12 protein-coding genes are annotated in these 13,278 nt (G+C 44.2%); 9 read left to right on the top strand and 3 right to left on the bottom strand.

The features are described from left to right. Positions 1-41: 41 nt before the first annotated feature. The 3 genes from GWI56_RS02170 to GWI56_RS02160 are packed head-to-tail and all read right to left on the bottom strand — an operon-like array spanning position 42 to position 3,162. Entirely contained in the window at positions 42-626 is a 585-nt protein-coding gene (locus GWI56_RS02170; RefSeq protein WP_105250354.1) for a TlpA disulfide reductase family protein, read from the bottom strand. A 17-nt stretch (positions 627-643) separates the two neighbouring features. Further along, positions 644-1,063: a cytochrome c-type biogenesis protein gene (locus GWI56_RS02165; protein WP_105250353.1), complete on the bottom strand. Its 420-nt coding sequence runs from the start codon at positions 1,061-1,063 to the stop codon at positions 644-646. Next, positions 1,063-3,162 (bottom strand): heme lyase CcmF/NrfE family subunit, encoded by a 2,100-nt coding sequence (locus tag GWI56_RS02160; protein ID WP_198571994.1) that lies wholly within the window; start codon positions 3,160-3,162, stop codon positions 1,063-1,065. Before GWI56_RS02160 ends, GWI56_RS02165 begins: the two co-directional genes overlap by 1 nt. A gap of 548 nt (positions 3,163-3,710) precedes the next feature. Between GWI56_RS02160 and sirA the strand changes: the two genes are divergently transcribed. From sirA to GWI56_RS02115, 9 genes are all read left to right on the top strand, one after another. Continuing rightward, positions 3,711-5,774: a dissimilatory sulfite reductase SirA gene (gene sirA, locus GWI56_RS02155; protein ID WP_113939219.1), complete on the top strand. Its 2,064-nt coding sequence runs from the start codon at positions 3,711-3,713 to the stop codon at positions 5,772-5,774. Between the two features lie 62 nt (positions 5,775-5,836). After that, complete coding sequence (locus GWI56_RS02150) at positions 5,837-6,277, top strand: rhodanese-like domain-containing protein (protein WP_028761786.1); 441 nt, start codon at positions 5,837-5,839, stop codon at positions 6,275-6,277. A gap of 85 nt (positions 6,278-6,362) precedes the next feature. After that, on the top strand, positions 6,363-7,145 hold the full coding sequence (locus GWI56_RS02145; protein WP_198571993.1) for an FKBP-type peptidyl-prolyl cis-trans isomerase: 783 nt from the start codon (positions 6,363-6,365) through the stop codon (positions 7,143-7,145). A gap of 34 nt (positions 7,146-7,179) precedes the next feature. Next, positions 7,180-7,860 (top strand): tetratricopeptide repeat protein, encoded by a 681-nt coding sequence (locus GWI56_RS02140; protein WP_242068329.1) that lies wholly within the window; start codon positions 7,180-7,182, stop codon positions 7,858-7,860. 88 nt (positions 7,861-7,948) lie between these two features. Continuing rightward, entirely contained in the window at positions 7,949-8,440 is a 492-nt protein-coding gene (locus tag GWI56_RS02135; protein WP_198571992.1) for a nitrous oxide reductase accessory protein NosL, read from the top strand. A 10-nt stretch (positions 8,441-8,450) separates the two neighbouring features. Then, positions 8,451-9,740, top strand: coding sequence for a nitrous oxide reductase family maturation protein NosD (nosD, locus tag GWI56_RS02130; protein WP_198572035.1), 1,290 nt, complete (start codon positions 8,451-8,453; stop codon positions 9,738-9,740). Then, on the top strand, positions 9,737-10,777 hold the full coding sequence (locus GWI56_RS02125; RefSeq protein ID WP_198571991.1) for an ABC transporter ATP-binding protein: 1,041 nt from the start codon (positions 9,737-9,739) through the stop codon (positions 10,775-10,777). Before nosD ends, GWI56_RS02125 begins: the two co-directional genes overlap by 4 nt. Next, entirely contained in the window at positions 10,774-11,646 is an 873-nt protein-coding gene (locus GWI56_RS02120; protein ID WP_198571990.1) for an ABC transporter permease subunit, read from the top strand. Before GWI56_RS02125 ends, GWI56_RS02120 begins: the two co-directional genes overlap by 4 nt. Positions 11,647-11,867: 221 nt before the next feature. Then, positions 11,868-13,151 carry a winged helix-turn-helix domain-containing protein gene (locus GWI56_RS02115; RefSeq protein ID WP_173496241.1) on the top strand — a complete coding sequence of 428 codons (1,284 nt, stop codon included), beginning with the start codon at positions 11,868-11,870 and terminating at the stop codon, positions 13,149-13,151. Positions 13,152-13,278: the final 127 nt, after the last annotated feature.

The following is a 13,278-nucleotide window of genomic DNA, read 5'->3' as shown; positions in this document are numbered from 1 at the left end:
CCGAACGGAGAAATATATTGTGAGCCTGTGTTACTTGGTGATTATTGGCCGTATTTTGCAATCAGTTGATCAAGATAAGGGCCAACGTCTTTATCAGCCCAATCGAGATATCCCCGCACAAAACCGACAAGATTACCTTTAGCATCAAAAATATAACTGGCGGGTACGACATTCGCGGGAATGATTTGTTCTATGTTTTGCTCCGGGTCAAGCCAAGTGGCATAGCCGCTAAAGCCATGTTGGTTAAGAAAAGGGCGTACATCTTTAGATTCTTCATCGATAGAGATTGGAATGATGGCGATATTCTTCCCTTGATACTGCTGCTTAAGTTTTTGGAGTTCTGGAATTTCCCTTAAACAGGGGGCGCACCAGGTTGCCCAAAGATTGACTAAAACCAATTTTCCTTGGTGCTGTTTTAGGGTTTGGGTTTGTCCTGATTCATCAATAAAGGGAACTTCTGGTACGCCGCGTGCGTGCTGCATTTCTATAAAACCAGTCATCACAAGGGGCTTAGGGAGGGGCTCTCCCGTACTGTAGAGTTTATTGTCTAGTGAGTGGGCTGAGCTGCTATTAGAAAACAGACCCAAACACACGAGTAGAACAAAGGGAAAATAGTGTAATTTCATCTGGTTATCCTTTACTTTTAAATAGTCGTTTGTGTTTTTCTACGGGTTACCAATGCGAGACACAACCCAACACCAAGCACTAATAACAGCAGTGGCCCAAACCAAAGTGCGAAGGTGGAGGCCTTAAATTCAGGTTGATAACGGATTTTTTGACCATAGCGTTGCACCATAAAATCGATAATCTCATCTTGGCTTTGCCCCTGTTCCAGCATCGAGAATATTTGTGCTTTGAGTTCGTGGGCGATTGGCGCCTGTGACTCAAATAGGCTCTGATTCGTCGCCATAGGGCAACGCAGCACTTTACTGATATCTATTGCCTGTTGCTGGTAGGAAAGGCTTGATATGGGCTGAGCTTGCGCAACGGATAAGCATGGGATCCCTATCCCACATAAGGTGATAGGGAGCAGTAAGACTAAAAAGCGCAATATTGGATTCATTAGGCAAGTGTCTCCTGTGGTTTGTGATGGGATAGGTTACCTAAAGTTGTTAAATCAGCTTGGTAGCTAAAATGGCGAGTAGGCCAAGCGGTAATCGCCCCACCTAGCATCATTAATAGCGCACCAAGCCAGATCCAACTCGCAAGGGGTTTATAGCTGATACGGATAAGGTATTCGCTGTCACTTAATTGCAGCCCCATAGACACATAAATATCCCGCCAGAATCCATGATCGATACCCGCGTGGGACATTTCCATCCCATTGCTTTTAAAGGTTTGCCGTTGTGGTGTGATATAGCTTAAAACCCGTTCATCATTCGCGGTATCGCGGATACTGATATTGGCCTGAATGGCGGTAAAGCTGCTCGTTTCAACATTCTCAGTGCTTTCATACACTAAGACATAACTCGCTAAAGGCTTACCTTGACCAGGCCCCATTCGCAGTAGGGCTTCCTGTTCAAAAAAGGAGACGGATGTTGCACCAATAATAGTGATAGCCACCCCAAAGTGGGCGAATAGCATGGCTATAAACCCTTGTTTTGATGATTTAACGGGAGGATTTAAGCCGTGCTCATTGCGGTTTTGAGTTAATTGACGGGCATATATTCGTCTACCTAATCCCGAGGCTGCCAATATCGTGAGCAATAAACACACCAGCAACCAAAGTGCTGCGGCAGTGCCAAGGAGTAAAAATAAGCTATTGCCCGAGGCGGCCTGTAAGCTTACCCAGCCAGCGACGGCTAATATCACTAGGCTAGGAATGAGCAAGGAAGCGATACGAGTCTTTGAGGCATTTTGCCATTGCGCTATTTGCCATTGCACTAAGGGCGCAATGCCCATTAACAGGACAAGCAAGAAAGTGAGGGGGACAAATATAGCGTTGAAATAAGGGGCCCCCACTGAAAGTGTACCTAAATCGAGTAGCTCATAGATCAAAGGGTAAAATGTACCGAGTAATACGGAAAACCCTGCTACGACTAAGATAACGATCCCGAGCAGTAACAGCGTTTCCTTACTGAAAAGCGCGAAAGTCACATCCTGTTTTAAATGGTGGGCTTTGAGTGCAAAAATGAGTAACGCAGCCCCAACAAAAATCACTAATAAGCAGAGGATTGACATGCCACGGGTCGGATCGGCGGCAAAGGCATGTACCGATTGCACTATGCCGGAACGCACCAAAAAGCTGCCGAGTAAACTGAGTGAAAATGCCAATAAGCACAGCAGCAAAGTCGTCAGTTTAAAGCCATGAGTATGTTGAGTGAGAATGAGGGAATGCACTAATGCTGTTGCCACAAGCCAAGGAATAAAGGAGGCGTTTTCTACCGGATCCCAAAACCACCAGCCACCCCAACCCAGTTCGTTATAGGCCCACCAAGATCCAAAGGCATTGCCGCCCGTTAGAAACACCCAGGCTAATAATACCCAAGGTCGTAAATAGTTAATTTGACGGGTATTAAAGCCACCACCGAGCAGTGATGCTAACGCTGCGGCAAAGCAAACAGTGAGGCCAACATAACCAAGAAAGAGCATGGGTGGATGCAGTATGAGTCCTATGTCTTGCAAAATAGGGTTAAGATCTCGCCCTTCAATCGGAATGTTAGGTAATAAACGGGCAAAGGGATTAGAGGTAAAGAGTAAAAATAGGTTAAAACCTAGGATCACTAACGCCAAAATGGCCAACAGCCTCGCAAAATACAGGGCGTCTTGGTATTTATCGCTGGCCTTATCCTGAGTGCAATCCGCCATCTTTATGCGATAACTGATGCTCGCCCCCCAAAGGGCAATCGCAAATATCCAAAACAGCATTGACCCTTCGTGGCTGCCCCAAACGGCGGCCACTTTATAACCCAATGCTAATTGGCTATTCGAGTGGTTTGCGACATAAGCAACAGAAAAATCATCAGTAATAAAGCAATAAATTAAGCAAAGAAGTGAAACAAATACTGAGGTAAATATGGCTCTAAAGAGTATCGGGCTTAATCCCACCAGATAGGCATTATTCTGCTTAACACCGATTAAGGTCAGTGCTGCAGAAAATAATGCCAATACGCTACTGATGATCAGTAATATATGTCCAATTTCTGGAAGCATAGTTGTCATTTATTATGCCTTAGAATAATGTGGTCGCGGTAATATAGTGTTTACAGTTGGCTATTTTACCCGTGTGATTTTTACATGCTGATTTTTATTAAGTTCGCTCAGAAACTTGAGTTATTTTCTTGTGATTTAAATTTACATATAATCTTTTCGTAGTAAAAGTCAGTTTAATCACAAGATTTAATCACTGTTGATTTTAAGATTAGTCGAGTTTCGCATTTAATAATGTGATCTTATCCGTTATTAAATCATTCCTTTTTACGCTTGATGTTTTTTGAAAAATAAAACGCATTTTTAGTTTTTTTTATAACTGAAATGTGCTTTTTAACTTCTAAAAAACAAATGGCATTAATTTTATAAGTTATTGTATTTTATTTGTTTTAATTGATTTTATTCATCTTGATTTATAAGCGCAAATTTAGTGTGCTCTAGCTCTGATTTTTAATGGTTTTTTGCCTCCACCATGCTGTAACTGGTCAATTGTTTATGTCGTTAAGTGAGCAATTAGGTTCAGTGGAAAATATAAAACTAATGATAATTAGGAGTGAATGATGAAACGATGGAAATCCAAAATAGCACTCAGCGTGCTGTTTTGTTTAGGTACTATCGTCAGTGTGGCCGGAATAGCATCCGATGCTAAACCGGGCGAGGTAAAGCCTGGCTATGGTAATAAACAAATGAGTGCGGAAGCTCAGGGAATTATGGCTAATCCCGATCTAACACTAGAATCCCGTGGTGTAAGAACACTGCAGGATTATATTGTTCAGGAAAAAGAGTTGTTTGATTTTCTTTTTGAAAATCATCCGGTATTTAAATATGCCGAGCAAGGTCGTTTAAAAGGAACCTATAAGGTCAGTGACCGTGGTGAAGAATACTTACACGGTGGTGATAGCCAAAAATATAGCCAACATCAAGAGGGCAATCGCCCTATGGCATTGCAATATCGCCTCGGTGCCAAGTCGATTTTGGATTTCCCAAATAAGTTTGTTGGTCCTGAAAAATGTGGTGAGTGCCACGGTCCACAATATGAAAAGTGGAAACGTTCACGCCATTCAAAAACCTTACGTTTTCCGGGGAGTCATCCCGAAGTCGATAACGATTTAAACAAAACCATGTATGGCACTAAGGATACTTCTATCCTGCCAGACGGCATTACCCCTGATGCAATTTATGCGACGGTGGGAACACCAAGAACCAAATACGGCTTTATCGACAGTTACTTAGTACGCGGTACTTTCCATGTGAAAGACGGTTTACTCAAAGATGGTACTGGCACTATGGTCGCCGGTGGTAACCAATTCTCCCGTGGTTGGGCTGAATGGTTAACCCCTGAAATGGCGAAGAAAATTCAGAAAGTTATTCCTGAATTTCCAACTAAAATGGAAGATTTTGGCGCGAGTGGTTCACACCAATGGGGTATGAGCTCCTATGGTGCTAAATACGAGAAGGAATTCTTATTCCAACCTGCGAGTTCCTATTGCGAAATGTGCCACACCTTTAAGTTTGATTTTAAAACTAAAGATGAGTTTTTTGCAGCCCTTGGTAATCCTAAAGAGCTCCAAAAACATACAGTGTCACTCGGTATTACCTGTGAAGAGTGCCATGGCGCAGGTGGTCATTTAGACGGCGGTATCGGTGGTGGTATGCCTTCTAACTGTGAGCGTTGCCACCAGCGTTTTAACTTCGTTGAAGAACTTGCGCAAACCCCACAGGGTAAAGAAAAACTGGAATATGCCTTTAACGTGAAGATGAAATCTTCGTGCCCATCTTGTGGTACAGAAGGTTCGCAAATGTTTGCCTCGTCTCACTACGATAAGGGTATGCGTTGTTCTACCTGTCATGATCCACACGAAGTGACTGATGGTGATTGGAAATCCGGTATTACTAAACCAAAACTCATCAAAGAATGTACCGATTGCCATACGGCACAGGCTGAAATTGCGAGTAATACCAAAACCCACAGTAAACAAACTTGTCAAAGCTGTCATATGCCAAACATGGGTAGTTGTGAAAACTTCACCGCGATCCAGTTCCCTGATATGGCCGGTTTCGACAACGTTCGTAAGTCGCACATGTGGAAAATCGATGTCGATCCATTGCGTAAGACGCTTAACCCACCTGAAGGTAAGTCTCGCGACTCATCCACTAAGGGCTGGACTGTGGCGAAGGACGAAAATGGCCATAACTACCTCGATCTGATGTGGACCTGTGCTCGTACTTCCGCTTCTGATCACGATGTAGTGGATAACAAAGGTTGCCATAGCCAATTCCAATCTAAGTTGGGTGAGGGTCTGCACTTTAAAGATCAACAGCAAATCTACGGCAAAGTTCAGAAGTGGCAAAAACCAGTGAAAGAAACCTATGCCAAAGTAGAAAAAGCCCTTATTAGCATCGATAAGTCCCCCAATATGGCGAAGTTATCGGTAGAAGATAAGACGCAAGTGCTGTTGTTGACCGATAAAGCTCAAGATGTCCTCAAGCTGATTAAAGCCGATGGTTCATGGGGTGTTCATGGTGCGCGTTACTCACAAAAACGCTTAGATGCCGCCTTGACCTATGTGACCCAAGCCCAAGCCATTATTGATGGTAATGCGCTGAGTGCGAAGAAAATATAATTTAACTTGAGTCCTAGTTATCCCCGACACCTTTGGGTGTCGGGGAATATGAGAGCCTAATTATGCATAACATGCTTCGTCAAAGTGTAAGCCGAATATTGATGGTGTTGGCCTTAGGCGTGACTGCTATGCCAGTCATCGCCGGTGGTGGCTCAGAAATGTCTGAAGTGCCCTATAACGAAATCCAATTAAATCCCATTTCGATGATGGAAGCGGAAACCTTAGTCGGCAAACAAGGCGTTTATTTTTTCGACGTAAATACACTGGAGATATGGGCAGAAGGTTTTATCCCCGGAGCAGTTTTTTTCAATGTTCAGAATTGGAGAGAGTTACTTCCAAAGAATAAAGATGCAGTCATGGTGTTTTACTGCGCTAACCGCCTTTGCACCAGCAGCAATATGGCGGCGAGAGAAACCATGAAGCTAGGTTACACAGGTGTGCGTCATATGGCCGATGGTATTTATGGCTGGCGTATGTCGGGTCGAGTAACAGAAAAACCTTAGTAACACACAGGACCGATGTTTTATCGGTTTGGTTTGCAGGGCCAAAAGGCGAAACCCACAGGGTTAACATTGTAGAGAACATAAAATGAAAACACGTATGCCAACTTCTTTTATCCCCAAAAGCATCACAGTGGCGACCTGCGCCGCATTATTTGTTTCGGTAGCCAGTTTTGCCGCCACAAGTCTGAAAACCGATGCAGATAAAACCTCCTACAGCATTGGCGCTTCTATTGGTAATTACATTTCTGGTCAAGTTTACAACCAAGTTGAATTGGGTTCAGAGGTGAATGTCGACTTAGTCGTGCAAGGTTTTGTGGATGCGCTTAAAGATAAACAGCAATTAACCGACGAAGAAGTGCTGACCTACCTGAACCAAAGAGCAGAACAACTCAATGCCGCAAGAACTGTCGTTGCTGAAAAACAAATGGCAGAAACTAAAAAGGCAAGTGCGGCATATCTTGCTGAAAATCAAAAAAAGTCTGGCGTTAAAGTCACCGCATCTGGTCTTCAATACGAAGTCTTAACCCAAGGTAAAGGCCATAAACCCAATCCAGAAGATGTGGTCACAGTGGAATATGTTGGCACTCTTATCGATGGGACTGAGTTTGAAAATACGGTTGGACGTAAAGAGCCCACTCGCTTTGCATTAATGTCGGTGATCCCCGCTTGGGAAGAGGGATTAAAGTTGATGCCTGTGGGGTCTAAATACCGTTTTGTGGTACCAGCAAGCCTTGCCTATGGCACTGAAGCCGTAGGTATTATCCCTCCTGAGTCAGCACTTATCTTTGAAATTGAACTGAAAAATATTGAGAAACCCAGCGAAATGAAAGAGATGAAAAATAAAAAGATGATGCCTGCACACGGTTAATCAGGCTCCTAAAACGAGTTGTTTGGAGAGTGAAATGGAGACTGGAATGGTGAGCTTAGGACTAGGCATTGGCATCAGTTTACTGTTGTTTGTTGCTTACATTTACTGGCAGCACATGCGTCTAAACCTAGTAATGGGAATCGCACAGCTGCCAAACATGTCGAGCAAAGTACCCTTTGCGATGGGAATCATCCTAGTGCTACTTACACTTGCTATCTACAGTCAAACTGGCCGTTTTAGGGATTGGGATCAAGGTCGGATTGATGAAAATATTGATTATTTAGTCGCGGCCGAGATCACCAAAGCCAGTCGTTGGGCTCAGAGTGAGCCGCAAAACACCTTGGCACTTATGTCATTAGCTCAGGCTTACAATGCGGGAGGTTTGTACTCAGATGCGGTGCTGACCTTAGATAAATTACTCGAAATAGGGGGAGATGATGCCGAAGTGTTAGGGGCAAAAGCTAACGCGCTTTATTACCGCGAGCTTCGGCAAATGACACCTGAAACCCAAGGGGTGATTGCCAAAGCATTAGCACTTTCTCCCTTTGAGCCTCAAACCCATATGTTACTCGCGGCAGATGCTTACTTGCATGCTCGTAACCAAGAGGCCATTGACCATTGGCAGCTCCTGCTCAAATACAATGGGGACAGTATCAACCGTGAAGCAATCGATAATGCGATTGCAAAAGCACAAAGCAAAATGAATGAAAGATGAAACCCGTTTCTATCAACCCTCGCCGTAAAGATCTGTCCCTGCAAGGAATCTGGCGAGGCGTTGATATTTTAATAAAAGGATAAATAGGATGAAGAAATACTATGCATTGTTGCTGTTCGTGCCCTTGCTATTTGGCTGTAATAAAAGCGAGGCCACAGACCATGTTCATAAAGCCGAGATGATCCACGAGCATGACCGTTGCCATTTATGCGGCATGGTGATCACTAAATATCCCGGACCTAAAGGGCAAGTACACCTCAAGGCTGAGAAAACGGTACCTAAGTTTTGTTCTAGCCGCGATATGTTTAACTTTGCATTACAGCCTGAAAATAAAAGACAAATTGATTACATGATGGTGCATGACGCGGGCACGACTGATTGGGATCAGCCAGACGATGGCGCCTTTATTGATGCTCAAAATGCCTTCTATGTTTACGGTACGACTAAGAAAGCTGTGATGGGACCTGCCGTTGCCCCTTTTAGCACTAAAGCCGCCGCCGAAGCCTTTGCTAAGGAATACGGTGGCCGAGTGCTGAGATTTGATGACATCACCCTAGTACTGCTCGCGGGTGATAAATAAGGTTGTGATGATGAAGCTGCGTCTCGTCCTTATCTGGCTGCTGTGCTTTGCCTCTTTCGGTACTTGGGCTGCACTCATTCGGGTAACAGATACAGATTCACTCACCCTTGCCCTTAACAAAGCTCAAGCAGGTGACACCTTAGTGCTAGCCACTGGGGTGTATGAAGGCTCCTTTAAGGTGACGCAATCCATTTCGCTAAAGGGGGAAATAGGCGCGACATTAGATGCACTGCGCCAAGGCAGTGCGTTGGTCATTGAGGCGCCTCAGGTGAGTATTGAGGGGCTCAATATCCGCCACTGGGGACGGGATCTGTATTACCGTGATGCCGCCATTTTACTCAAAAAAGGGGCGGATAATGTGCTGATTAAGGGAAACCGCTTGGTGGGTGATGGTTTTGGTATTTATGGCGAACAGCTAAACTCGCCCACCATCACGAACAATAGTATTAGTGGTAACGGCGCCATTCATGTGCTTGATCGGGGTGATGGCATTTATCTTAAGCATGTTAATTCGCCACAAATTGACCGAAATCAGCTCATTTTTGTCCGTGATGGTGTGTATTTAGAGTCCGTTACCCACAGCCGCATTTATGAAAATCAATTCACTAAGCTGCAATATGGTATTCACTACATGTATACCCAAGCCGACGAAGCGTGGCAAAACCAAGCGATTGCCGTCGATGGCGGTTATGCCCTAATGAATTCAACCCATATTTACCTGCACCACAACCGTGTGACTCAGGCGCGGGACTTTGGCATTTTACTCAACATTACTGAGGCATCCCATGTGCAAGCCAATGTTGCGAGTCAAATCCATAACCCTAAGGGCACTGTGGAGCTTGGCAATGAGGGGAAAGGTATTTTTATTTACGCTGCTCAACATAACCGTATTCAAGATAACGAGTTTAGCTACAGTGATACTGGGATCAGTATGGCCATGGGCGGAGAGGAAAATCGCCTTTGGCATAATCGTATTATGTCCAATCAAACCCAAGTCAAATATGTCGGTGAAAGCCAACTTGAATGGAGTTATCAGGGGCAGGGGAATTACTGGTCGGAATATCAAGGCTGGGATCTGAATGGCGATGGATTAGGGGATATTGTCCATAGGCCGAATGACAGTTTAGATAAACTGTTTTGGCTTTATCCTGAAGCCAAACTGTTGATGGAAAGCCCCGTTGTGTTGTTACTGCGCTGGGTGGAACGCCAATTTAAGCCCCAAGTGACGAGCGGTATAAGTGATAGTTTTCCCCTAATGCAAAGTGGCGCGCACGTACTGATTGATGGAGGTTCGCGATGAATCATCAAACTATGACCTGCTCAGCGAATAAGCCTGTAACGAGTGCAGATGTGGTTGTTAAAGCGACAAATATCAGTAAATGCTATGGCAAGTTTAAGGCACTGGATGATGTGAGTTTTGAGGTGCTAGCGGGTCAAGTGATCGCACTCCTTGGGCATAATGGTGCGGGTAAATCTACGTTACTCAAGCTTATTTTGGGATTACTTACCCCCACAAGTGGCTTGCTCCAAGTTCAAGGTCATAGTGTCGGAAGTATGAATGCCAGACAGAGTTTGTCCTTAGGCTATTTGCCTGAAAATGTGAGTTTTTATGACAATATGACCGCCAATGAGCTGCTGCGATATTTCGCTAAGCTTAAGGGCGTTGCCTTGCCTAAAGTGCATGAATTACTTGCTGAATTTGGTTTAGAGGCCGCTAAAGATAAGCGTTTGAGTACTTTTTCTAAGGGGATGCGGCAACGTCTTGGGCTCGCGCAGGCGATATTGGCTGAGCCTAAGGTACTGTTACTCGATGAACCGACAGTTGGCTTAGATCCCTTGGCATCGGCTTTCCTGTATCAAAAAATCGCTCAGCTCAGGGCGCAGGGCTGCGCCATTATTATCAGTACCCATGAGTTGGGATTAGTGCAAGATCAGATGGATCGCGCTTTGATCTTAGGTCGAGGGCGAATGTTGGCTTCGGGAAGCTTAACCTCCCTGAGGGCGGCGACTCAGTTGCCAAATCATATCTTGTTGCATTTTCTATCTAATACTCAAAGGCAAGCATTGCTAGCGGATCCCATTTTAGCGGCATGTGTTAAGGCAAATGCGGGGCAGGGACTCACGCTCGCCGTGCCACAGGAGCAAAAGTCAGCCGTGTTAAATCACTTATTACAAAAAGTGCCAGCGGGGGATTTTTCTATTGAACCTCCTAGTTTGCAGAGTGTATTTCATCATTACATGGAAAGTCTTTGCCCCCTTCAGTCGTCAAAAATGCCTACAAAGACTATTAACATAACAGATATAAATCAGGCGATTAATTTGGAATCAGTCCTATGAACCGTTCCGAGGTTTTGCACTATCGTTTAAGTGCTCTGAGCATAGTGATCACCATAGCCGCCAAAGAGTTTAAGGATAATTTACGCAATCGTTGGTTATGGATGATGGCGGGAATCTTGTTGCTGCTATCTCTGTGTGTGAGTTTTATGGGCAGCGCTGTGTCCGGCAACTTAGTGGTATTTGAGCCTGCCCAAATCCTTTCTGGGTTAGTCGCTTTATCGGTATTTATGCTCCCTTTAGGTGCGATTTTGTTGAGTTATGACAGCTTTGTTGGTGAAAAAGAATCCGGCACTCTGTTGTTACTGCTGACCTATCCATTAGCACGTTGGCATCTCGTGTGCGGCAAGTTTTTAGGCCATGCCTGCGTGATGACCATTGCCTGCATTTTGGGCTTTGGTTTAACAGGATTAATACTGATATCACTGGGCGATACTCAGGCCCAGTTATCCATAGCTATCGGGTTTATCCATTTGATTATGAGCAGTATTTTACTGTCATTAGTGTTCGTGCTCTTGGGTTATTGGGTTAGCTTGTGTGTGCGAGAAAAAGCCAAGGCACTGGGGATATTACTCATTTTATGGTTTGTGCTTGTGCTGGTTTATGATCTTATTTTACTCAGTGCTGTGGTTGGAATGAGTGAGATGTTTAATCGTACAGTATTCAATCTACTGATTTTGTTGAACCCTACTGATCTGTTCCGTGCTTTAAATTTACTCGCGACTCCCTCGGATACACTCGTGGCTAAAAGTAGTCTCACTCTGCTTGCTCAAACTGGGCTGGGCTTACCCTTAATGTATGGTTTGCTGGGTGGCTGGATTGGTGCATTACTTTTGTGTTGTTCTTGGATCTTTAAATACCAAGAAATCTAGTTTAGCGACCTCTGTATTAGTCTAACTTTGTACTTATTAAACAATGACTAAACTGAGTATAGAGTCACACTCTTATATGTTGTTAAAAGGTAAAATAAACCATCTTGACTTGGTGATTGCATATCATCGTTTTCTTGGAAAGAAACAATGTCACATGATGATTGCATGTTGTTAGTGTAATCAAACTTTATCAGTATTGGCTGATCTTTCAGGCGTTTAACATGCATAAAATCACATCTTATTTAATGTTAGATGAACAGGCTAAGGAATTAGTCGATCATGTGAATGGGACAACCATCAGCCTGACTTTTTCCGAAACGGCCTTATTAGTTCTGCTGTTATCATCCACGAATGCCATTTTTACTAAGGAAGAATTGCTGCAGGTCGGCTGGCCTGAAAGGGTGGTTGCTCCTACCTCTTTAACGCAATGTATCAGTACCTTACGTAAAAAGCTCGAACCCTATACCGAAGTGCAGCTTAAAACCGTGGCACGCCGCGGTTATCAATTGCATATCTCTGAACAATCCCATGTAAAGATGCTGGCGATCAATGATGCGAATGCAATTCGTGATGCCTTAGTGGGGGTGTCGGTTTGGACTAAAGTTGCTGGTATTGCCCTCTTGTGCGCTATCTTGGCAATCGTTTGGTATGTGAGCGACCATCATGCGGTGGTTAAACAGGTGGCTAAATGGCATGCCGATAAATATATCAGCCTCAATATTGGTGGCACGCTGGGGACGGCGCGAACCTTCTATATTGGTGATGAGGATCGTTTACATCCTTCATGGTGGCAAAAACATTTAGCGCCAGAGGGAAATCACATCAATAACCTTAATTACTTCAGTGCATTTACCTCAACAGATGGCAAAAATTATTCGATGGCGATTTGCCCTGAGCTGGACGCCGATGCCTGCAGTGGTCACGGCATCATCAATATCACGGCGATAGATGCAAAACCCGCAGGATTAAATATGGCGGAGTTTATTCCGCTGAGCCAAATAATGGAGCAGCGCATTCGCTATAACCGTATTGTCCTCCCTGCGGATGATAAAGGAATGGGTGAGTTACTTGAGCATAATTACCATGCGGATATTTATTTTCCCGTCGCGGGCGAACTCTTAGTTCGTAACGATCTCAGTATGTCTCTGGTCTATGAAGGGCAAAATAAGGGTAAGTTTTATTCAACCTCCTGTATTACAGATCAAGATTGTTTAACGACGCCGATTAAATACACTATCCGCGGTGAGTTTGAGCAGTACCAGACCACAATTGATGACCTTAAAGTCGATGTTTTTCACGTTAAAGTGTTACAAAAAGAACTGACAAAACCGGATGAAGTCAGCCATTCTGCTATGCAGTTCTACCGTGAAATTCGTAAGCATGATATCCGTGATGAAGATTTATTTTATTATCGTGTTTATCAAAATGAGCACACGGCAGTATGGATCATTCCTCAGATGGGACAAGTACTTGCGTGGACTCAGTACACTCAGATCAAATTATAGAGTAGTCATTAGCCAAACTTGATTAAGCCGACATAGTGTCGGCTTTTTTGTGCCTGCAGTTGAGCGCGGTCGTGATGATACTAAGCTGCGTGTTTAAGCGTCTGGCTCAAATTGTTTGCATTAACTT

Origin of the sequence: Shewanella sp. DW31, assembly GCF_015767295.1 — a bacterium.
In the GTDB taxonomy this organism is placed as follows: Bacteria; Pseudomonadota; Gammaproteobacteria; order Enterobacterales; family Shewanellaceae; genus Shewanella; species Shewanella oncorhynchi.
Note: the sequence above shows the minus strand (reverse complement) of the source record. Positions and strands in the feature narration are given on the sequence as shown.